This window comes from Mesorhizobium sp. CU3 (assembly GCF_006442965.1).
Lineage (GTDB): Bacteria > Pseudomonadota > Alphaproteobacteria > Rhizobiales > Rhizobiaceae > Mesorhizobium.
Map to the genome: position 1 here is coordinate 73,441 of NZ_VFWX01000016.1, position 19,173 is coordinate 92,613.

The 19,173-nt window shown below is 65.1% G+C and carries 24 protein-coding genes; 9 read left to right on the forward strand and 15 right to left on the reverse strand.

The features are described 5' to 3' along the window. Positions 1-5 precede the first annotated feature (5 nt). The 4 genes from FJ988_RS22900 (at position 6) to FJ988_RS22915 (ending at position 2,725) form a co-directional block, all read left to right on the forward strand. A complete protein-coding gene (locus FJ988_RS22900; RefSeq protein WP_140820612.1) occupies positions 6-410 on the forward strand; it encodes a YciI family protein in 405 nt (134 codons plus the stop codon). Further along, positions 407-1,696 (forward strand): RNA polymerase sigma factor, encoded by a 1,290-nt coding sequence (locus tag FJ988_RS22905; protein WP_140820613.1) that lies wholly within the window; start codon positions 407-409, stop codon positions 1,694-1,696. The genes FJ988_RS22900 and FJ988_RS22905 overlap by 4 nt, the downstream gene beginning before the upstream one ends. A gap of 157 nt (positions 1,697-1,853) precedes the next feature. Continuing rightward, on the forward strand, positions 1,854-2,417 hold the full coding sequence (locus FJ988_RS22910; protein ID WP_140820614.1) for a hypothetical protein: 564 nt from the start codon (positions 1,854-1,856) through the stop codon (positions 2,415-2,417). After that, a complete protein-coding gene (locus tag FJ988_RS22915) occupies positions 2,417-2,725 on the forward strand; it encodes a transcriptional regulator (protein ID WP_140820615.1) in 309 nt (102 codons plus the stop codon). The genes FJ988_RS22910 and FJ988_RS22915 overlap by 1 nt, the downstream gene beginning before the upstream one ends. 19 nt (positions 2,726-2,744) lie before the next feature. On the opposite strand, the gene FJ988_RS22920 is transcribed toward FJ988_RS22915, so the two are convergent. The 7 genes from FJ988_RS22920 to FJ988_RS22950 all read right to left on the reverse strand — a co-directional run bounded on the left by FJ988_RS22920 (position 2,745) and on the right by FJ988_RS22950 (position 7,611). Continuing rightward, positions 2,745-3,359, reverse strand: a complete 615-nt coding sequence (locus FJ988_RS22920; protein WP_140820616.1) for a LysE family translocator — start codon at positions 3,357-3,359, stop codon at positions 2,745-2,747. Between the two features lie 102 nt (positions 3,360-3,461). After that, entirely contained in the window at positions 3,462-3,914 is a 453-nt protein-coding gene (locus FJ988_RS22925) for a hypothetical protein (protein ID WP_140820617.1), read from the reverse strand. 127 nt (positions 3,915-4,041) lie between these two features. Next, positions 4,042-4,854: a class I SAM-dependent methyltransferase gene (locus FJ988_RS22930; protein WP_140820618.1), complete on the reverse strand. Its 813-nt coding sequence runs from the start codon at positions 4,852-4,854 to the stop codon at positions 4,042-4,044. Between the two features lie 150 nt (positions 4,855-5,004). Then, positions 5,005-5,427: a VOC family protein gene (locus FJ988_RS22935; protein ID WP_140820619.1), complete on the reverse strand. Its 423-nt coding sequence runs from the start codon at positions 5,425-5,427 to the stop codon at positions 5,005-5,007. Positions 5,428-5,432: 5 nt separating this feature from the next. Further along, entirely contained in the window at positions 5,433-6,281 is an 849-nt protein-coding gene (locus FJ988_RS22940; RefSeq protein WP_140820620.1) for a 23S rRNA (adenine(2030)-N(6))-methyltransferase RlmJ, read from the reverse strand. Between the two features lie 2 nt (positions 6,282-6,283). Beyond that, on the reverse strand, positions 6,284-6,907 hold the full coding sequence (locus FJ988_RS22945) for a hypothetical protein (protein ID WP_140820621.1): 624 nt from the start codon (positions 6,905-6,907) through the stop codon (positions 6,284-6,286). 32 nt (positions 6,908-6,939) lie between these two features. After that, a complete protein-coding gene (locus FJ988_RS22950) occupies positions 6,940-7,611 on the reverse strand; it encodes a TetR/AcrR family transcriptional regulator (RefSeq protein WP_140820622.1) in 672 nt (223 codons plus the stop codon). An 85-nt stretch (positions 7,612-7,696) separates the two neighbouring features. On the opposite strand from FJ988_RS22950, the gene FJ988_RS22955 reads away from it, so the two are divergent. The 4 genes from FJ988_RS22955 to FJ988_RS22970 all read left to right on the forward strand — a co-directional run bounded on the left by FJ988_RS22955 (position 7,697) and on the right by FJ988_RS22970 (position 11,572). After that, on the forward strand, positions 7,697-8,167 hold the full coding sequence (locus tag FJ988_RS22955) for a carboxymuconolactone decarboxylase family protein (RefSeq protein ID WP_140820623.1): 471 nt from the start codon (positions 7,697-7,699) through the stop codon (positions 8,165-8,167). A 157-nt stretch (positions 8,168-8,324) separates the two neighbouring features. Further along, positions 8,325-9,242, forward strand: coding sequence for a lysylphosphatidylglycerol synthase domain-containing protein (locus FJ988_RS22960; protein ID WP_140820624.1), 918 nt, complete (start codon positions 8,325-8,327; stop codon positions 9,240-9,242). A gap of 5 nt (positions 9,243-9,247) precedes the next feature. Next, complete coding sequence (locus tag FJ988_RS22965; RefSeq protein ID WP_140820625.1) at positions 9,248-10,327, forward strand: glycosyltransferase family 2 protein; 1,080 nt, start codon at positions 9,248-9,250, stop codon at positions 10,325-10,327. Between the two features lie 78 nt (positions 10,328-10,405). Continuing rightward, on the forward strand, positions 10,406-11,572 hold the full coding sequence (locus tag FJ988_RS22970; RefSeq protein WP_140820626.1) for an ATP-grasp domain-containing protein: 1,167 nt from the start codon (positions 10,406-10,408) through the stop codon (positions 11,570-11,572). Between the two features lie 18 nt (positions 11,573-11,590). On the opposite strand, the gene FJ988_RS22975 is transcribed toward FJ988_RS22970, so the two are convergent. Genes FJ988_RS22975 through FJ988_RS23010 form a run of 8 tightly spaced genes read right to left on the reverse strand, consistent with a single transcriptional unit; the run spans position 11,591 to position 18,424 of the window. Further along, a complete protein-coding gene (locus tag FJ988_RS22975) occupies positions 11,591-11,896 on the reverse strand; it encodes an addiction module antidote protein (protein ID WP_140820627.1) in 306 nt (101 codons plus the stop codon). Between the two features lies 1 nt (position 11,897). Beyond that, positions 11,898-12,185, reverse strand: a complete 288-nt coding sequence (locus tag FJ988_RS22980; protein ID WP_140820695.1) for a type II toxin-antitoxin system RelE/ParE family toxin — start codon at positions 12,183-12,185, stop codon at positions 11,898-11,900. Between the two features lie 52 nt (positions 12,186-12,237). Beyond that, the gene (locus FJ988_RS22985; RefSeq protein ID WP_140820628.1) at positions 12,238-13,236 is read right to left on the reverse strand and encodes a Rieske 2Fe-2S domain-containing protein; all 999 of its coding nucleotides are present in this window, start codon (positions 13,234-13,236) and stop codon (positions 12,238-12,240) included. Continuing rightward, positions 13,233-14,381 (reverse strand): GNAT family N-acetyltransferase, encoded by a 1,149-nt coding sequence (locus FJ988_RS22990; protein WP_140820629.1) that lies wholly within the window; start codon positions 14,379-14,381, stop codon positions 13,233-13,235. Before FJ988_RS22990 ends, FJ988_RS22985 begins: the two co-directional genes overlap by 4 nt. After that, positions 14,378-15,634: a F390 synthetase-related protein gene (locus FJ988_RS22995; RefSeq protein WP_140820630.1), complete on the reverse strand. Its 1,257-nt coding sequence runs from the start codon at positions 15,632-15,634 to the stop codon at positions 14,378-14,380. Before FJ988_RS22995 ends, FJ988_RS22990 begins: the two co-directional genes overlap by 4 nt. Beyond that, positions 15,631-16,452, reverse strand: coding sequence for an MBL fold metallo-hydrolase (locus FJ988_RS23000; RefSeq protein ID WP_140820631.1), 822 nt, complete (start codon positions 16,450-16,452; stop codon positions 15,631-15,633). Before FJ988_RS23000 ends, FJ988_RS22995 begins: the two co-directional genes overlap by 4 nt. After that, positions 16,449-17,432 carry an NAD(P)-dependent oxidoreductase gene (locus tag FJ988_RS23005; protein ID WP_140820632.1) on the reverse strand — a complete coding sequence of 328 codons (984 nt, stop codon included), beginning with the start codon at positions 17,430-17,432 and terminating at the stop codon, positions 16,449-16,451. Before FJ988_RS23005 ends, FJ988_RS23000 begins: the two co-directional genes overlap by 4 nt. Before the next feature lie 2 nt (positions 17,433-17,434). Beyond that, positions 17,435-18,424, reverse strand: coding sequence for a 3-oxoacyl-ACP synthase III family protein (locus FJ988_RS23010; RefSeq protein WP_140820633.1), 990 nt, complete (start codon positions 18,422-18,424; stop codon positions 17,435-17,437). 155 nt (positions 18,425-18,579) lie between these two features. On the opposite strand from FJ988_RS23010, the gene FJ988_RS23015 reads away from it, so the two are divergent. Beyond that, the gene (locus tag FJ988_RS23015) at positions 18,580-19,167 is read left to right on the forward strand and encodes a T6SS immunity protein Tdi1 domain-containing protein (RefSeq protein ID WP_140820634.1); all 588 of its coding nucleotides are present in this window, start codon (positions 18,580-18,582) and stop codon (positions 19,165-19,167) included. Positions 19,168-19,173 lie beyond the last annotated feature (6 nt).

Consider the following 19,173-nt stretch of genomic DNA (forward strand, 5'->3'; position numbering starts at 1 on the left):
ATTCAATGCGTTTCATGATGCTGATGATCCCCGGCGGCTACGCGACCGCGGCTCCCGACGTCAGGCCCGAGGCGGAAGCCGTGGCGGCGATGATGAAATACAATGAAGAGCTGAAGCGGGCCGGTGTGCTTTTGGCGCTCGACGGGCTGCATCCGCCGTCCTCGGGCGCGCGGGTCAGCTTCAAGGGCGGCAAGCCGACCGTCACCGACGGGCCCTTCGCCGAGGTCAAGGAAGTGCTCGGCGGCTATTGGATGATCGACGTGCGCTCGCGCGAGGAAGCGATCGAATGGGCTCGCCGCTGCCCGGCCTCCGACAATGAAGTGATCGAGGTCCGCCAGGTCTTCGAGATGAGCGACTTTTCCGACGACGTGCAGAAGGTGGCCGAAGGCTTCGACGGGCTCAAAGGTTGACCACGACGGCAACCCTGGAAGCGGTCTGGCGGATCGAGCAGCCAAAGCTCGCCGCTAGGCTGACCCGCATCCTGCGCGATGTCGGCCTGGCCGAGGAGGTGGTGCAGGATGCCTTCGTGCTGGCGCTGGAACGCTGGCCGGCGGACGGCATCCCGTACAACCCGGCGGCCTGGCTGACGCGCGTCGCCACCAACCGGGCGCTCGACCGGCTGCGCCGCACCACCCTGATCGACGGCAAACATCGCCAGCTTGCGATCGACCTCGCCGAACTGGAGCGGCGCATCCCCGAGATCGAGGCGGCGCTGGACGAAGACATCGACGACGATCTGTTGCGGCTGATCTTCACCGCCTGCCATCCGCTGCTGCCGGCCGAGCAGCGAGCAGCACTTGCGCTGAGGATGCTGGGCGGGCTGTCGACGCCCGAGATCGCCCACGCCTTCCTGGTCCCGGAAGCGACCGTCGCCCAGCGCATCGTGCGCGCCAAGCGGGCACTGCGCGACGCAGCCATCGCCTTCGAGACGCCGCGTGACGAAGAACGAGCCGGACGCCTCGGCGCCGTGCTGGAGGTGGTCTACCTGATCTTCAACGAGGGCTATGTCGCTTCCTCAGGACCGGACTGGCTGCGTGCGGATCTCAGCAACGAGGCGATGCGGCTCGGCCGCCTGCTCGTGGCGCTGATGCCGGACGAGGCGGAGGCGCTCGGCCTGCTTTGCCTGATGGAGCTCAACGCATCGCGCTTTGCCGCCCGCAGCGACAGAGAGGGCAATCCGGTCCTGTTGCTCGACCAGGATCGCGGCCGCTGGGACTGGTCGCTGATCCGGCGCGGTCTCGACAGGCTCGGCCGCGCGATGACGCTCGCGCCGACGCCTGGCCCCTATCAATTGCAGGCGATGATCGCCGCCTGCCAGGCCCGCGCCAGAAATGCCGCCGACACCGACTGGATCGCCATTGCCGCCTACTACCAGGCGCTGGCTTTGACTGCCCCCTCGCGCATCGTCGAGGTCAACCGCGCCGTCGCGGTCGGCATGGCCTTCGGACCGGCGCAGGGCCTGGCCATCGCCGACGCGCTGCGCGACGAGCCACGGCTGAAGGAGACGCATCTGTTGCCCACCGTGCGCGCCGAGATGCTGCAAAGGCTCGGACGGCTGGACGAAGCCCGTGCGGAGTTCCGCCGCGCCGCCGCGCTGACCGGCAACGAGAAGGAACGCGCTGTGCTCACCGCCCGCGCCGACGCCGCTGGATCGCGTACGGACAATCCCAACAGGTCGGGTGCCGCGCGCCTATAGCGCCTTCCCGTCTGAAAAACGTCCTCTGCCATATCGCAAAGGAGTTAGGCGTCCGAAACCGCCGGGACAGAATGGATCGTCATCACCGGTTTGTGAGTGTGCTTGCCAAGCGACTCTGTGATACAGAGTAATCTGCAAGCTACGAAGGAGCATCATCATGTCGATCGCCCATGAGCAGGCGGCGCTGTCGCTTTCCGAAATCTCCGAGGCCGAGCGCCGCACCCGACAGGCGCTCGATTACGGCCGCGCCAGCGATTTTCTTATCCTCTGGGGCATCGTGACGGGAGCAGCCTTCGCGCTCGTCCAGTTCTTGCCCGGACGGGCGAACGAGATCTGGCTCGGCGCGGATGCCGTCGGCATTGCGGCGTCGGTAGCGATCGCCCGCTGGCCCGGCCGCCGGCAGCTATGCGCCCGCCGCGACCCGCGCCTGCTTGCCGCGTTTGCCGTTCTGTTCTGCTACGGCATCGCCTGGTCGTTTCTCTTCGTCGGCGTCGATCCGCGCAAGATGGCGGTGTTCTGGGCGACGCTGATGATGAGCGGCTATGTCATGGCCGGCCTGTGGCGCGGTTATGTGCTCGGCCTCTGCGGACTGGCGATCAGTGCGCTGGCGTTTGCAGGCTATTGTCTCGCGGGCGCCTGGTTTCCCCTGTGGATGGCGGCGACCTATGGCGGCGGGCTCATCGCCGGCGGCCTGTGGCTGCGGCATGTCGGGGCACGCTGATGGGCGCCGACGAGATCATCCACCAGAGCACGCGGCTCAAGATCATGGCGGCGCTTAACCTCTTGGAGAAAGGCGCCGCGCTCGAATTCACCCGGCTGAAGGCGATCGTCGGCGCCACCGACGGCAATCTCGGCGCGCATCTCGATACGCTCGGCAAGGCCGGCTATGTCGAGGTCGAAAAACTGTTCGTCGGGCGCCGGCCGCAGACGCGCGTCACGGCGACGGCAGCCGGGCGGCGCGCTTTCCGCGACCATGTCGTGTTCCTGCGCACCATCCTCGACCAGGCCGAACAGCCGGGAGCCGGCTGAGCGCTCTCGGTGCCGGATCTCAGCGCGTGGCGACCACGGCCACGCCGGCGCCGATCATCACGCCGCCCGCCACGCGGTTGACGCGGCGAACGATCTTCGGCGTACGCAACAGCCTGCGGGCGCGGCCGGCAAGCAGAACATGGCCACCGATGACCACGACCTCGACCGCCAGGATCACCGCCATGAGCATGCCGAGATGGCCTGGCGTGAGCGATGCGCCGACCACGTTCGGCAGCAGCGCCACGTAGAAAAGCGGCATCTTCGGATTGCCGAGATTGAGGGCAATGCCGGTGGCAAAGACCATCAGCAATCCGCGCCGGCCGGAGACGGGTTGCAGCTCCGGCACCACGGGTGCCGCAGTCCAGAGCCTGACGCCCATCCATATCAGATAGGCAGCACCGCCATAGCGAAGCACGGTCATGACGACAGCCATCTTGGCGGCGATGATCGACAGACCGAAAGCGGCCAGCGTCAGGAAGACGAGGATGCCCACCACCGTTCCGGCGCCATAGGCGATGCCCGATGCGGCGCCATTGGAGATGGTGCGGGCGATGATCGTCATATTGTCCGGGCCGGGGCTGGCGGCAAAAACGAAGAAGGCAGCCGCGAAGGCGAGCAGGGTGGAAAGATCCATGAAGCTTCCCGTTTCACAATCTCATGGCGGCGCCGGCGCCGCGCAAACAGAAACGCCGCGGACATTCCAGCCGCGGCGCATTATCCCGGACCGTCAGATGCTTCAGCGCAAGACGCGGCAGCGGCCGTTATACACCAGCCAGCGGTCGAAGCCCGAGACGCAGAACTCGACATTGTCGCCGATCGAGGCAAAGCCCTGGCCTTCCTCGATCAGGTAGAAGATCGAGCGGTCGCGGCCGTCCGACAGGTTGACGGTGGCGCGGCAATAGTGGCGGCCGATCGGCCATTCGTCGCTGGCCGCCTCATAGCGATGCTGGCGGATGTTGCGGAAATCGGTAATCGCGACATTCGGCAGATGGGGCACGTGATGCACCTGGTAAGAGAAGCGGTGCGTGATCCTGCTCAGCACCCAGCTTTCGCCACAGACGCTGCCATCGTCCCCGGAATAGGTGCCGAGGTCGGCGGCCTGCGCCGCCTGGGTGAAGCCCAGAGGAGCGGCAAAGGGTGTGGAGAGCGCAACCAGCGCGGCAAGAGCGGAATGGGCGAAGCGAGTCATGACAGCCTCCCGAAGGTGATGCGCGCACTGTGCGGATTCGCTCGGCAACGGTCAAGCGGTTGCGAAAACAATGGTTTCCGCAAAACTTCGTTCCTCGGCGACCCGGCTAAAGAGAGAGCACCCCACATCAGGCCACGGCGACAATCACATGCGCCTGGATTTTGGCCGCGACCGCGCCGCTGCCGTGCCTGTCCGCGATCGCGGCTTCGGCGTAGTCGGTGGCTGCCCGTAGCTTTACGGCGTCCCTTGCCTCGATTTCGTTGCGCAGCAGCGTTCCCTGACAATAGGCGACGGCGGGGATGCGTGGCGAGGCCGCCCTGCTCTGCTCGGCTCTTGTCTCGATAGCCGTATCGGAAAAGCCTGCATCCTGCAGCTCGCCACGGATCAGCGCCGTGTCGTGGTAGCCGTGCGGCGTACGCGCCAGAAAGCGGGGTGGATCGCCGGGAAAAATGCTGGCGAGCGCATTGGTCACGTCATCGGCGAACACATTCTCCTCGATGCGGTCCCACACGTTGAACAGGAAACGCCCGCCGGGCTTGAGCACACGCCTGGCTTCTCGATAGGCGGACACGCGGCTGGGGAAGAACATCGCGCCGAACTGACAGCAGACGACGTCGAAGGCTGCATCATCGAACGGCAGCGCCAGGGCATCCGCCTGACGCCATTGGATGCGGGCGTCGGCACCTTGCCGCGACGCGGCGTGGTCGAGCATCGGCTGGTTGAGGTCGGTCACAACATAGCTTGCGTCGGGAGACAGCTTTGGCGCCAAGGCGCGGGTGACGACCCCGGTACCAGCGGCGGTCTCCAGGACGGCGCCAGGCGAAAAGGACGCCGCCCGTCTGGCAAGATCCGCGGCATAGGGCTCGAAGATCAACGGCACCATGTAACGGTCGTAGTTTTCCGGCACCGAGCCAGCAAAGATCTTGTCCGTTTCCAGCATGTCGCTCTCCCCTCCCCGTAACCGGCCCGAGAGGATAGCATATGCCTGTTTCCCGCGGCCGTCCTTACCCGCATGGGAGGCGTCCTTCTATGTCACCCTCGCCAGCTCGATGCCTGCAAAAACGAATACGCTGCCGAGAAGGCTCGGCGCTCAATCCTCAGGGACGAAAGCGGGGTTGTAGACGACTTCCCAAAGATGATCGTCGGGATCCTGGAAATAGCCGGCATAGCCGCCCCAGAAGGTTTTCTGCGCCGGCTTGACCAGCCTGGCGCCGGCTTCGATCGCCTGCGCCATCACCGCATCGACCTCGCTTTCGCTACCAACATTGTGGCCGATGGTAAACTCGGTCGGGCTGCGCCCGCTTTGCGGCACACCGGCGTCATGGGCGATGCTGGCACGTTCGAAAATGGCGAACTTCAATCCGCCGGCGAGGTCGAAGAAGGCGACAGCGCCATGCTCGAATTCGCGGCCGATGATGCCTTCGGTGGGCAGGCCGAGCCCGTCACGATAGAATTTGAGCGACGCCTCCAGATCGTCGACGCCGAGCGTCAAAACAGCGATGCGCGCTTTCATTGCTCTCACTCCCCCGCAAGCCACTCCAGCGTCCAGCGCGACGGCTGGGCGACCGCCAGCAGCTTATGTAGCGCCGGCAGCAGCGTTCGCAACTCGCCCTCCAGCGTGTAGGGCGGATTGACCACCACAAGGCCGCTGCCGTCCAGGCTTGGCTCGTTGGAGACCGGGCGGACGTCGAAGGCAATGTCGAGGATCTTCGGGATGCCCGCTTCTTTCAACGCCGTGCGGAAGGCGTTGACCGCCTTGCGGTCCTTGATCGGGTACCAGAGCGCATAGAGCCCGCCCGGCCAGCGCCGGTGCGCCTTTTGCAGGCCTTCGACGAGGCGAGAGAATTCGCCCTGCTCCTCGAAAGGCGGATCGATCAGCACGAGGCCGCGCTTTTCCTTCGGCGGCACTTGCGCGCCGAGCGCCAGCCAACCGTCGAGTTCGATCACCCTTGTCTGGAAATCGGCGGCAAAAACCGACTTCAGCCGTTCGGCGTCCTCGGGATGCAATTCGACCGCAGTCAGCCGGTCCTGCTTGCGCAACAGATGGCGCACGAGCACAGGCGAGCCGGGATAGCGCCGCAGCTCACCATCGGGGTTCTGCGCCCGCACCGCTTCCAGATAGGGCGTAAGCAGCGCCGCCGCTTTCGGCTCGAGCGCCGCCTCGAACACCCGGCCGATGCCGCTTTGCCATTCGCCTGTCTTGCCGGCCTCGACCGAGGCCAGATCGTAGCGGCCGATGCCGGCATGGGTGTCGATAACGCGAAACGCCTTATCCTTCTGCTTCAGATATTCGACCAGGCGAGTGAGCACGGCATGCTTGACGACATCGGCGAAATTGCCGGCGTGATAGGCGTGACGGTAGTTCATATTTACCTCGCCGACCCATTGCGGCCCCAGCGCGGCGGTGGCGGCTGCGAATTGGGATTCTGCGGGGGCTTGTCGCCGCGACCGAAAACCAGCGTCAGCACCAGCCCGCTAAGGCCGATGCCCATCAGCGTATAGCCCGCCGGCTGCGCGCGCTCGTCGATCGAACCGGTGCCGGCGCGCAGGATGAGATCGACCGCGCGCATGTCGATGCCGTCGGCGTCGCCCGGGCCGACGGTGAAGACATAAGGCCCTGGCGTGACGGTTTCGATCACGCCGGCCTCGTCGCGAAAAATCTTGTCGGGTAGTTGCGGGCTGACCTCGCGCGGATTGTCGGTGTGGTTGAAGGAGAGCGTCGACGCCAGCACTGTCCGGCCGCCGCTGGCGGCGGTCAGCGTCAAAAGCGTGCGTTGCTGCCCGGCGATGCGCTCGGCGCGCGCGGTGAGATCGACCAGCACGCGCAGCGGCGCATCGCCGGCGGCAAGCTGCACCGTCACCGGCTTGAAGCGGCCGCCCTCATAGACGCGGTACGTGCCGATGGCATGGCCGGAGAAGTTGCTCATCGCCCAGGGATAGAAGATGCCGATGGCGGCGCCGGCGATGAGGAGCAGAAGGGAGAGGAAGCGCATTCAATGCCTTGGTTTTCGGGGCGGGACTGCCGCTATCTTTTCGCGGTTTCGTTTCGGGCAGCTTCGCGGACCCGCTCCATCTCGTCCAGAAACATTTCCAGGCCAAGCTCGAAAGTCTTGTCGAAGCCGCCGGCCCCGAAATAGGCGCCGGCTTTCACGACGCTCGGATAGTCGCGCGCCAGTTCCTCGTCGCTGACGGTGGTGACCGCCGAAGGCCCCTTGGCGTAACCGGCCGTCTCGTCGAGGATCGCGCCCATCAGGTAATAGCCGGCGGCGCGGAACAGGCGGGCGCTGAGCTCTGGCCCGAAGCCACCATCCTCGAACAGGCCGATGATGGCGTTGAGCTTGGCAAGGCAGGGCGGCGAGTTCATGCGGTAGACGACGATGAACGGCGCGAACGCCGGATGCTCGGTCGCGACGCGACGGAACTCCTGCATGCCGATGCGTGCCCGCTCGCGCCAGGGCAGGCTGTCGTCGGGAATGACCAGCCCGCTCATCTGCCGGTCGACCAGCGCCTCGTAGAGATGCGCCTGCGAGGGGAAGTGATGGTAGATGCTCATCGCCTCGCAGCCGAGCGCGGCGGCGAGCTTGCGCATCGAAAAGCCGGACAGCCCTTCCCGCTCGATAACCTCGAAGGCGGCGTCTTCGATGAGTTCGCGGGACAGTTTTCCGCGAGTTCGCTTTTTTTTGATCGATGAATCCATGGCGCCGCTTGACAACTTACACTGTAAGGTTCATTTTCTCGCATACCTTACATCGTAAGGCCAATAAAAACCAGAGGAGAACATCATGTCAGTCATTCGCGCAATCCATATCGTGCATTCCTGCTTCCGTTCCGCCTCGCTGCTCGCCGCCGCCGGCATGCTCGCCACGACTTTGGCCACGACCGCCAGGGCCGACGACTATGACGCGGCCGTCAAGGACATCCAAGCGACCATGGGCGGCGTGCCCAGTTTCGTGAAGCAATTCCCGAAGGCCGGTCTGCCCGGCGCCTGGGCCGAGGTCAAGGCCATCGAGCTCAGCGACAAGACGGCGTTGCCGCCGAAGGTCAAGTCGCTGATCTCGCTGGCGGTCGCGGCGCAGATCCCTTGCAGCTACTGCATCTGGTCGGACACCGAGAACGCCAAACGCGCCGGCGCCACCGACGAGGAGATCCAGGAAGCGGTCGCCATGGCCGCGCTGACAAGGCATTGGAGCACCATCTTCAACGGCATGCAGGTCGACTTCGACACGTTCAAGAAGGAAATGGGCGGACAGTGAGTCGCAAGGCTCAAGGATGGGCGGGCTACCGGTCCGCCCATCCAGCCATTGAGATTTCTCCTGCCGGTCGACGCATCAACCAAGCCGGTGGATTCGCCGGGGCCGCTGCTCTATAGGAACAGCCTTCGCCAGACGGGCGAAGCCTTTGGAGACCTGGTTGAAGCGAGCGATATCGATAATCGTCACTCTGGCGCTGCTGGCATGGCTGGTCAGCGACTCGCGCTGGAAGATGGTCGGCGATGCCTTCGCCAGCATTACGCCCGGCGCCTTCGCGGCGGTGACGGCGGCGCTGTTCGTCACCTATGTGCTGCGTGCATTGCGCGTCCTGGACGAGTTCCGCGACGACGTCAACGGCCGCTTCGGCGCCGTGCTGCGCGTCATCCTCATCCACAACGCCATGATCAATGTCGTGCCGTTCCGCGGCGGCGAGACGGCCTTCCCGATCTTGCTGCGACAGGTGTTCGGCATTTCGATCGTGCGCGCCAGCGCCTCGCTTTTGTGGTTCCGGCTGCAGGACGCCTTCGTCGTCGGCGTGCTCGCCTGCCTGGTGTGGCCCGGCCTGCACCCGGCGCTGAGGGCCGCCGGCATAGCGGTGCTGATCGCCGCCGCCTGGTACCTGCCGCGCTGGGCGCGCGCGCCGCACGACTGGACCGGGCGCGGCAGGATCGTCTCGAAGCTCGGCAAGCTGCGCGACATCTTTACCGAGGCGACCGGGCGCTCGCGCTACGGCTGGTGGTGGACGGTGGCCAATTGGGCGCTGAAGCTTGCCGTGCAGGGCTGGCTGCTCGGCATGCTGCTCAACACTTCGTTCCAGACCGCCTTCCCGGGCGCCGTCGGCGCGGAAGCCGCGGCGATCCTTCCCGTGCAAGGCGTAGCCGGTTTCGGCACCTATGAAGCGGGCGCCGCGGCCGCCCTGCTCTATTCCGGCATCGCCATCAAGCAAGGCCTGCAGGCCGCCCTGGCGCTGCATCTCTTCATCTTTTGCTCGGCCGTCGCCACCGGGGCGATCGCCTGGCTGTTCCCCTCCAAATCGACGCTGCCGGAGACGCCGGCGGCGGGACCGGCAAGGAAATGACCGCGATGAACGTGCTTCCCATCCCGCAATCGGGATTGCCCGAGGGCGCCGTCATGCCCGAGCACAGGCTCTCCATCGTCATCCCGATGTACAACGAGGCCGACAATGTCGAGCCGCTGCTCGCGCGCATCCACCAGGCGATGGAGAATTACAGCCAGCCCTGGGAAGTGGTGCTGGTCGACGACGGCAGCACCGACGCGACGCCGGCGGAGATCCGCAGGTTGGCCGCGGTCTACGGCCCACATGTGCATGGCGTGGAACTGGTGCGCAACTACAAGCAGACCGCCGCCATGCAGGCCGGGCTGGATGCCGCGCGCGGCGATGTCATCGCGACGCTCGACGGCGATTTGCAGAACGACCCGTTCGACATTCCGCGCATGGTCTATCGCCTTTTGACCGAGGATCTCGACCTCGTCGCCGGCTGGCGCAAGAACCGCCAGGAGGGGTTCTGGATGCGTCGCCTGCCGTCGCGCATCGCCAACCGGCTGATCGCGCGCGTCACCGGGGTGAAGCTCAACGATTATGGCTGCAGCTTGAAAGTGTTCCGCGGCAGCGTCATCCGCAGCGTCAGGCTCTACGGCGAGATGCACCGCTTCATTCCGGCGTGGCTCGCGACGGTGACGACGCCGCGCCGCATCGCCGAGGAGGTGGTGACGCATCACGCGCGCATCTACGGCCAGTCGAAATACGGTATCTCGCGCACCTTCCGCGTCGTGCTCGACCTCGTCTTCATGTTCTTCTTCATGCGCTACCGCACAAGGCCGGGGCATTTCTTCGGCGGCATCGGCATCGTGCTCGGCCTGCTCGGCTCGCTGATCCTGGCCTATCTGTTTTCGATCAAGGTGTTCTGGGGTCAGGACATCGGCACCAGGCCGATGCTGATCACCGGCTTCTTCCTGGTGATCGCCGGGCTGCAAGCTGTGACGTCCGGCGTTCTGGCCGAGATGCTGTCGCGCATCTATCTCGAGGCCAATGGCGCGCTCGCCTATGTGGCACGGCCGCAGCCGGCGCATGGCGAGGGCGACGGGTGGCGCCTGCCGGGCAAGCCCGCGCCTGTCGAAAAGCCGAAGGCGCGGCGGAAGTGATCGCGGCGACCGCGCCGCGTTGCCAATCGCATTGATTTCGCGCAACGGTCTTCGCAAGGGAACGATCGCGAATGACCGATGCCGGGGGCTGTTAGAACCATCCTCATAACAGGGGCGCGCGCGCCGGTGGCGCTGCATCTTGCGCGGCTGCTGCGCGGCGCCGGTGCCCGTGTGATCCTGGCGGACACGCCATCGCGGCCGATCGCCGCCGCCAGCAAGGCCTGCGCGCGCTATCATCGGCTGCCGCCGCCGCGCTTCGAACGCCAACCCTATGCCGAGGCGGTCGAGGCGCTGATCCTCGCGGAAGGCATCGAGCTGGTCATCCCGACCTGCGAGGAAGTTTTTTATCTCGCGCTCGCCTGGGGCGGACGGGAGATGACGGCGCGATTGTTCGCTCCCGGCATCGAGCTTCTGGCCGAGGTCCACAACAAGCACAGCTTCATCCGACTTGCCGAACGGCTCGGCGTGGAGGTGCCGGAAACGACGCTGCTTGCCTCACGCGGCGATCTCGAAGCGGTGCGCGGCCGATCGCGCGAGCTGGTGTTCAAGCCGGCATGGTCGCGCTTCGCCAGCCATGTGCTGCTCAAGCCGGCGCCGGAAACGCTCGACGCGATCGTCCCTTCGCCCGCCATGCCCTGGGTGGCGCAGCGTTTCGTCGAAGGCGAGGAGATCAGCGCCTATGCGGTGGCGCGCGACGGCCGCCTCAAGGCGCTGGCGCTCTACCGCTCGCTCTACCGCGCCGGCAGGGGCGCGGGCATCTTCTTCGAGCGGATCGAGGATCAGGCGGCACGGACATTGGTCGAGCGCATCGTCGCCGGCACGGCGTGGTCAGGCCAAATCTCCTTCGACCTGATGCGTGAGCCGGATGGCCGCGTGCTGCCGCTCGAATGCAATCCGCGCGCCGTCAGCGGCCTGCATTTCTTCCGCGATCCGGCGCGGTTTGCCGATGCGGTGCTTGGCGATGGCGCGGAGGTCAGGCCGGAGGTCACCGCGCCGCAGACCGTGCGGCTTGCGATGTGGGTCTATGGTTTGCCGGCGGCTTTGCGTTCAGGAAGGTTTGGCGGCTTTCGAAAGGCGATGGGCGAAGGCCAGGAACTCCTGGATTGGCCGGGCGATCCCGCGCCGGTGAAAGCGCAATGGCGAGCGCTGGCTGAGATTGCCAGCGTGGCCTTTCGCGAGCGGATCAGCCTGCAGGCGGCATCGACGCGGGACATTGAGTGGAACGGGCCAGACGAGCATGCCTGACCAAAGCTTCCCAATCTCTCATGTGCCGAGGGAATCGGGGCCGGCTGGCCTAGTGTAAAGCTGTAGACCCAATGCCTTCGTGACACCCAATAAAGTACTGAGGCGAGGATCGCCTTTCTCACTCAATGCCTTGTAGAGCGCCTCGCGCGTAACACCGGCATCCTTGGCTACAGCCGTCATACCGCGCGCACGTGCGACAACACCAAGCGCATGTGCGATATAGGTTGCGTCGCCCGTCTCAAATGCGTCAGCAAGGAGTTCGGCTTGGGACTCTGCGTCGTTGAAATATTCAGCGGCGTCAAATGGTGTAGTTTTGAGGACCATATCAAACCTCTTTAGCCATCTGTTTGGCTTTTCTGATGTCCCTGTCCTGGGAGGATTTGTCTCCTCCGCAAAGCAGGATGATGAGCGTATTGCCGCGTCGTACGAAGTAGACGCGATAGCCCGGCCCATAATCGATCCGCAGTTCGCCGATGCCTTCAAAGAACTTGGCGTCCCCCAGCAGACCGGCTCCAACCCGGACGAGCCGCTCAGCAATCTTTCTGGCTGCGCGGATATCCTTGAGATTCCGCAGGTATCTCCTGAATTCGTCGGACTGCCGAACCTCTATCATCTGTGAACTATAATTCACAGATGCATTCAAATCAAGGCGTGTGAACTATAATTCACAGCTCGATCTGGTGCACCCTCGCCTCCGCTGCCGCCGTCGGCATTTTCCCTTCCATGATCGCCGCGATGTCGCGGCGCAGGAAGTCGAGCGGGCCGATCACCGGCAGTGCCGCGGGCGCGAAGCGGGCGTTGTCGCTCGCCGATTTCAGCACGCGGCGGTCTTGCTCGAGCGCGATGTTGAACAGCGGCTTGAAGGCCAGCGCCTTGAGCTCGCCGAGCAAGCCGTGGCGGCGGCCGATCAGCCAGCCGACGCCCTCGACAGTGCTAGCATCGGCTTGGCGCAGGTGGAAGGTCGTGGCCAAGACCAGACCGTCCCTGCTCCAATATTCGAGCTCGGCGATGCCGGGATGGCGGAAGCGGCCGATAGTCCGCGTGCGTTCGCCTTCCAGCAGACGGCTGATCAGGCCCTGCTGGTGGTCCTCACCGGTGTAGCAGGCCTCGACCCAGCCTTCGCCGCCGCTCACCTCGACACGCACCAGATGGCGTTTCGCGGTCAGGCCGCGCAGCAGGCCCTTGTGGGTGAAATGGGTGTGGGTGGCGTCGAGGATGTTTTCCGCGGCATCGATGACCGTCGACCGCGTCGATGAGCGCACGCGCCGCACGATGATGTCCTTGCCCTGCATGCAATGCAGATAGGGTTCGCTTTGGGGCGTTCCGGAAGAGACGAAGACGACGCCGTCGCGTTCGATCGCGGCATAGCGGCGGACGCGATAGTGCGGCATGGAGCCGACATGGCCTGGGATGGCGGTGCAGCGGCCTTCGCCATCATAGCGCCAGCCATGGTAAGGGCATTCGATCTCGCCGCCGACCACCTTGCCGGTCGACAGTTCCACCAGCCGATGCGGGCAGCGATCGAACAGCGCCGCAACGCCGTGCGCCGAGCGGAACAGCACCACCGGCTCGCCGTCGAACAGGATGCGCTTCGGCCGCTTGCCGATATCGGCCGACAGCGCAACGGCCTGCCAGAAATCGTTCCTGTCGCGGCGCTCGCTCACAATTCGAACCTTTTCAGCAACGGAATGCCGACCAGCGCCAGCACGCTCTCCATGATGCGGATCGCGATACGCCGGCGCAGCGGAAGATGGCCGGCATAGACGGCGATATATTCGATCGCTGCGACGGCGCCGCGCAGGCGCTTGAAGCCAGCCGCCCCGGCGCTCATGTTGAAGAACAGGCCGCGCGCCGTCGCATGATCCTGCCCGATCGCCATCACCATGCGGTAGAGTCCCTCCCCGAGCGGCAGGCTGGTGTCGTAGCCGACGATCGGCTGGGTGAGCGTACCGCCATTCTCGAACAGGCCGGTGACGGCAACGAGCTCGCCGCCCGGGCGGCGCAGGCCGGCCAGGCTGATGATGCCGCGACGGTGCATCTCGGCGATATAGCGGGCGGTGTAGTGCGGATTGAGCGGGGTGTATTTCTCAAGATAGAGCATGTTGTAGAGCTGCTCGGCGCGCGCATAGTCGGCCTCGGAGAAATCGGCGTCGCCGACCCGCTCGAAAGGCGTGGTGCCGAGCTGCTTGCGGTCGCGTTTCAGGTTTTTTGTCATGGCGGGTGCCGAGCTGCGGTCAACAAAGATGTAGATCTGCCGCGCCGCCAGCATGCGGAAGCCCTCGGCCTTCAACGCGGCAATTGTCGCCGGATCGGCGATCTCGTTTAGCGAGCGGATGACGATGGCGCGGTCGGGGAATCGCGCGACGAGTTTGGCCCGCAGCGCCGCAACGGTCGACCGGTCGAGCAGCGGCACCGGATTGGTCGAAAAGAGCCAGTTGTTGACCTGCGCCTGATGGCCGAGGCCGCTTGCCCTGACCAGTGGCGCGCAGGCGCTGATCAGCGCCTTGAGCGCGCCCCGCAGCAACGGATGGGCGGCGAAGTTGCGCGTCTCGTCGATGGCATAGTCGATATAGGCGCTGGACGGGCAGCAGATGTAGCAGTTCGGCGCGTCGGAGGCGTCGTTCAGCGTCAGCGGAAAGGCGCGACCGGCGACCTCGAAAGTCTCGACCCTTGTCGTTAGATTAGCAATGAGCTCACCGACCGGTATCGCGTTGAAAAGGCTTGCAAATACCTCGACTTTGGCCGGCTTGTTCTCGACGCGGTCGACCTGCTGCGCAGGTCGGTTCACTATGGCTGCGGAGCCGCTCATGGCGTCGTCTCCAGCCGGCATTCGACGCGTCGCAATTTGCGGCCGGTCTCCAGCGGCATCGGCGTGCGGATCAATGCGATTGTGGCTTTCGCCTTTCGCGTTTCCAACAGCGCATTCACCGCTTGATAGACGGCTGTAACCGCTTCGTCGGCGAGGGTCGGTGGAAGCTTCAGCTCGATCACGTCCAACGAGGCCTGGACGAGGCGGAAATCGTCGATGCGGCGGTCGGCCTTCAGCACGGCGTTGCGCAACACATCCGGCGTGACCAGGATCGGCCCATAAGCCGATTGAAGGCGAAAGATATCATCCATGCGGCCGACGATTTCGTCGACGCAGCGCAACGGCGAGCCGCAGCGGCAGGACCGATCCGACAGTCGCAGCAGGTCGTTCATGCGGTAGCGCGCCATGATCTGGGTCTGACGGCGGAAGGCGGTGACCAAAGGCGTCACCAGCCCCTCGCCGGCCGCTTCGAATTCGAAGAAGACGGAGTCCTCGGCCAGATGCACGCCGCCCTGCCGGCAGGTCACGGCGAACAGACCCTCGGTCGCCATGTAGATCTGGTCGAGTGGCAGCCGGAAGAAATTTTCGATGACGGGGCGGTCGACCGGATCGAGCGTTTCGGCGGCGGAGAAGATGCGCTTCGGCTGCAGACGGAAGCGCTCGGCAACAAGGTGCCGCAGGATCTTCGGCGGTGCGATGATCACCGTCGGATCGAAGGTTTCGAGCGCGCCGCGCCAGCTTTCCGGGCCGCGCGCCAGATCGAAGAAAGCGAGCTTGACCAGCCGCGATTTGCGGGCGCTATCGTACAGCCCCGTGTTCTGCGGCAGGATGACGGCGACGCGCATGCCGTGCCACAGAAGATCGGGGGCCGCCTTGGCCAGGATCGTGCCCAGCCAGCGGTATTTCTCGGCTTCAGAAATCACGAACAGGCCGCGATTGCCCGACGTGCCCGTGCTAGCGCCTACCGTCAGCGCGCCGACGCGGCCGTTGCTGGCTTGAGCCTCCCAGGCCTCGGTCGCGGTGAGGCCATGGATGTTGAAATCCGCGAAGCGCGCCATCAGCAGCGCCTTGTCGGTGACAGGCAGACCGGTGAGGCGCGCCGGCGCCTTACCGTAAAAGGGCGCGCGCGGCAGGTCGCGGTCGAGGAAGCGGCGCAGGGCGGCTGCCTGCCAGCGCTCGAAGTCTTCGCGGCTCTTGCGCGACACCCAGCGTGTCAAGGCAAAGGCGCCGACCGCTTCCGCTAGGCCGTTCATCCGGCCTCCGCAAGGTCGTGGGATGTCGGCGCGGGGTCGTGACAGAGCATTACTTCGCCGCCCGTGCCAAGAAAGCGGCGCAGCATGGCACTGATCGGTTCGATGGCGGCTGCATCCTCGGCGATCAGCGTTGCCGGAAAACCGGGCGTGCGGTTTTCGGTCAAGGCTTTGAGCAGCCATTGCGCGTCGACGGCATAAAGCAGCGGGCGCTCAAGGCCGGCGAACAGCAGGCCGAACTGGCCGTCGGCATGTCCGGGCAAATCGACCGCGATCATGCTGCCGTCGCCGAACAGATCGGCGCCGCCCGGGATATCGCCGCGCGGCTCGATGCGCGGCTTCGCGGATATGCCATCGAGCCGCGCCTCGAAGTCGGTGGGAAAGAGTTCGGTGAAGACGCCGTGGCGCAGATTCTGGCGCGGCTTGCGCGCCTTGGCGCGCACCCAGGCGGCATCGCTGGCGATGAAGCGGGCGTTGCGGAACAGCGACAGGCCGGAAATGTGGTCGGCATGGAAATGGGTGACGATGACGGTGCGGATGTCGTCCGGCGACAGGCCGAAGCGCCCCAACACCGGCAGGACCTGTTCGGCGGCGTTGAGCTCGGGCTTCAGCAACGCGCCGTAGAGGCGCAGGGCGCGGCCGCGCCGCTCACTCGTCAGCGCTTCCGGCGTATAGCCGGTGTCGACGAGCACCGGACCGGCGACGGGATGAAAGATCAGTCCATAACGGACGCGCAACCTGACACTCTGCCAGCTGCCGCCGCGCAGGATCAGACGCTCGGCGGCGCTCACCCAGGCGCTGTTGGCGAAGACGATCCTCATGCCGGCGCCCTTGCAGCAAAAGTACGATCGAGCCCTTGTTCGAACGCTATTTTCGGCGCCCAGCCGAGCATGCGTTTTGCCTTGGAGAGGTCGAGGCTCTGGGCATAGGCGAAAAGGCCGAGCCCATAGCGGGTGACCGGCGGCTCGGGCCGGCCGGGCAGAGCGAGGGCCGCCCTCTCCATCACACCCGCCGCCAGCATCGCCGGCAGCAACGGCATCGGCCGCCAGCGCGGCTTGAGACCGGCGCGGGCGCAAGCCTCGTCGGCGATGCGGCGCACCGGCAGCACTTCGCCGCCCGACACATTGAAGATTTGTTCTTCAGCCTGCGCAGGCGCGGCAAGGGCAGCGATCACCGCATCGACGACATCGTCGACATGGGTGAGATCGATGGCCGCCCGGCCACCGCGAAACAGCGGCAGCGGCCGGCTTTGCGCAGCCTTGACCAGGCGCGGCAGCAGTGTGCGGTCGCCGGCGCCGTAGATGCCGCGCGGCCGCAGCACGACCGGATGAATTTTGGGCGCCCGCAGCACGATCTTTTCCGCCGCGCGCTTGGTGCGGGCATAGTGGTTGACGGGTTCCGGCAAGGGCGCGTCCTCGGTGAGCCCGATCTGGTCGCGAAATGCAAAGCAGACGGTCGGGCTGGAAATGTGGACGAAGCGGCTGACGCCCCGCCGCTTGGCGAAGTCGACGAGATTTTGCGTTGCCGCAACATTCGCCGCCACGAAGTCCGCTAGTCGCCCGAATGGCGAAGAAAGCGCGGCGCAGTGGATGATCTGATCCACCCTGCCGAGGCGCGTGTCGATCTTCTCGTCAAGCGGCAATGACAAATCGCGCCGGATCATCGCATGGCCGGCTCGCTCCATGGCGCGGCAGCGTTCGGCGTCGCGGCCGATGCCGATTGCCGGCATCCCCATCACCGCCAGCCACTCGAGCACATTCGAACCCAAAAAACCGCTGGCGCCGGTGACGAGCACGACCATCGTCAGGCTTCCAGCGCCATGCCGCCGAAGGAGACGCCGGCCGACGTGCCGAGGAACAGCAGCTTTGCACCCGTCGCCACGCGGCCTTCACGACGCGCGACGTCAAGCGCGAAGGGCATGGAGGCGGCGATCTGGTTGCCGAAGCGGGCCGAGATGTCGACCAGCTTTTGCGGCGGAAAACCGGTCTGGCGCGCCATATGCGCCAGCGCGAAGGGGCTTGCCTGGTGCGGCACGACGAGATCGACGTCTTCGTGCCTCCAACCGGCGCGCTCCAGCAAGTCTCCGACGAAGGCGTTGAAGTGGCGCGAGGTCAGCCGGAACAGTTCCTTGCCGTCCATGTGGAACAGGCTGTGCGCGGCGAAGGCCCGCGGCTCGTTGCGGAAATCGAAGCGCGTGCCGCCCGAGCCGATGCCGCAGGCTTCCCAAGCGGAAGGGTAAGTCCGCATCAGGCTTGCGGCCACCTTGCCCTCGCCTGGGTTGGCCCGGCGCAGCACGGCAGCCGCGGCGCCGTCGCCGAACAGCGCGGCGATCTCCGGCGCATCCTGCCAAGGCAAGGCGCGCGAGGCCACTTCCGACGAGAACACCAATGCCGTCTCGCACTGCCCGGCCTCTAGCATGCGGCCGGCGGTTTCGAAGGCGGTGAGGAAGCCGAGGCAGGTGCTGTTGACGTCGAAAGCGGCGGCTGAACCATCGGCAAGGCCGAGACGCTGCATGACCAGCGGCGCGGTCGCCGGTAGCGGCTGGTAAGGCACGCCGCAGCCGCCGATGATCAGATCCAGCGCGTTGGCTTCAAGCCCGGCATTCTCAAGCGCCAGCCGCGCCGCGCTGCAGGCAAGGTCGATCTGCGATTCGCCCGTGCAGACATAGCGCTCGACGACGCCGGTGGCGGTTTCGAGCGCGCCTTCGCCGAGGCCCAGTCTTTCCTCCAGCGCCCGCGTCGTCACCCGCTCAGCCGGCACCGCCCTGCCGGTTCCGACGATCTTGATGCGCATCCTCTCCCCGCCGCGTGAGCTTGGCTCTATCTAGCGCAAAATATGGTCGGTAGCGACGGCCACCATCAAAACCAGCACGAATGCATCAGGCTCTGCGATGCACTTCGATTGCAGGTGGAATCGGCTCAAAGTATACAGCTCGGAGGGGGTGACTTATGACCAATCCTTTTTCTCGCTTTATTTCTTCGATGTTTGGCGCAGTCGGCGCCAATCAGAAAACCGCGGGGCAAGCCAACGCATCGAGCGCACTTAAGGCCATTTGGCCTCGTGACCTTCAGTCCTTCTTCATCGAACCTTCCAATGGAGATCTCACGCAAGCGCTAGAGAGTTGGAAGTGGATCGGGCTGGAAGGTTTAGAGCCCGCGGCGGCTTCTGCGTTTGGCGACATTTTCTTTCGAGCCTCTGATGGATCCGTTAGGCTTCTGGATATGATCGAGGGTCGTTTAACGCAGGTGTCGAGTAGTTGGACGGAGTTCACGACGCAGTTGAACGATACTGACCGTCAAGACGATCTCTTGCTCGCCGGGCTGGTTGTAGCGGCACGAAAGAAGGGTTTGGTCCTAGGTTCTGGAGAGTGTTACGACTTCGAACAGCCACCAGTGCTCGGTGGCGAAATGAATGTTGAGCAAATGGAGAAAACGTTCTTCGTGGTGAAGGTCAATATTGCCGGCCAGATTCATCAGCAAGTGAAGGACCTCCCGCAAGGCACGAAAATCAACAAGGTGACGATCAGCGATCGCTGATCGTTA

What these genes read in the sequence shown, in the direction of transcription:
- FJ988_RS22900 (WP_140820612.1), top strand. Translation starts at nt 6, where the DNA reads ATGCGTTTCATGATGCTGATGATCCCCGGCGGCTACGCGACCGCGGCT.
- FJ988_RS22910 (WP_140820614.1), top strand. Translation starts at nt 1,854, where the DNA reads ATGTCGATCGCCCATGAGCAGGCGGCGCTGTCGCTTTCCGAAATCTCC.
- FJ988_RS22915 (WP_140820615.1), top strand. Translation starts at nt 2,417, where the DNA reads ATGGGCGCCGACGAGATCATCCACCAGAGCACGCGGCTCAAGATCATG.
- FJ988_RS22920 (WP_140820616.1), bottom strand. Translation starts at nt 3,359, where the DNA reads ATGGATCTTTCCACCCTGCTCGCCTTCGCGGCTGCCTTCTTCGTTTTT.
- FJ988_RS22925 (WP_140820617.1), bottom strand. Translation starts at nt 3,914, where the DNA reads ATGACTCGCTTCGCCCATTCCGCTCTTGCCGCGCTGGTTGCGCTCTCC.
- FJ988_RS22930 (WP_140820618.1), bottom strand. Translation starts at nt 4,854, where the DNA reads ATGCTGGAAACGGACAAGATCTTTGCTGGCTCGGTGCCGGAAAACTAC.
- FJ988_RS22935 (WP_140820619.1), bottom strand. Translation starts at nt 5,427, where the DNA reads ATGAAAGCGCGCATCGCTGTTTTGACGCTCGGCGTCGACGATCTGGAG.
- FJ988_RS22940 (WP_140820620.1), bottom strand. Translation starts at nt 6,281, where the DNA reads ATGAACTACCGTCACGCCTATCACGCCGGCAATTTCGCCGATGTCGTC.
- FJ988_RS22945 (WP_140820621.1), bottom strand. Translation starts at nt 6,907, where the DNA reads ATGCGCTTCCTCTCCCTTCTGCTCCTCATCGCCGGCGCCGCCATCGGC.
- FJ988_RS22950 (WP_140820622.1), bottom strand. Translation starts at nt 7,611, where the DNA reads ATGGATTCATCGATCAAAAAAAAGCGAACTCGCGGAAAACTGTCCCGC.
- FJ988_RS22955 (WP_140820623.1), top strand. Translation starts at nt 7,697, where the DNA reads ATGTCAGTCATTCGCGCAATCCATATCGTGCATTCCTGCTTCCGTTCC.
- FJ988_RS22965 (WP_140820625.1), top strand. Translation starts at nt 9,248, where the DNA reads ATGAACGTGCTTCCCATCCCGCAATCGGGATTGCCCGAGGGCGCCGTC.
- FJ988_RS22970 (WP_140820626.1), top strand. Translation starts at nt 10,406, where the DNA reads ATGCCGGGGGCTGTTAGAACCATCCTCATAACAGGGGCGCGCGCGCCG.
- FJ988_RS22975 (WP_140820627.1), bottom strand. Translation starts at nt 11,896, where the DNA reads ATGGTCCTCAAAACTACACCATTTGACGCCGCTGAATATTTCAACGAC.
- FJ988_RS22980 (WP_140820695.1), bottom strand. Translation starts at nt 12,185, where the DNA reads ATGATAGAGGTTCGGCAGTCCGACGAATTCAGGAGATACCTGCGGAAT.
- FJ988_RS22990 (WP_140820629.1), bottom strand. Translation starts at nt 14,381, where the DNA reads ATGAGCGGCTCCGCAGCCATAGTGAACCGACCTGCGCAGCAGGTCGAC.
- FJ988_RS22995 (WP_140820630.1), bottom strand. Translation starts at nt 15,634, where the DNA reads ATGAACGGCCTAGCGGAAGCGGTCGGCGCCTTTGCCTTGACACGCTGG.
- FJ988_RS23000 (WP_140820631.1), bottom strand. Translation starts at nt 16,452, where the DNA reads ATGAGGATCGTCTTCGCCAACAGCGCCTGGGTGAGCGCCGCCGAGCGT.
- FJ988_RS23005 (WP_140820632.1), bottom strand. Translation starts at nt 17,432, where the DNA reads ATGGTCGTGCTCGTCACCGGCGCCAGCGGTTTTTTGGGTTCGAATGTG.
- FJ988_RS23010 (WP_140820633.1), bottom strand. Translation starts at nt 18,424, where the DNA reads ATGCGCATCAAGATCGTCGGAACCGGCAGGGCGGTGCCGGCTGAGCGG.
- FJ988_RS23015 (WP_140820634.1), top strand. Translation starts at nt 18,580, where the DNA reads ATGACCAATCCTTTTTCTCGCTTTATTTCTTCGATGTTTGGCGCAGTC.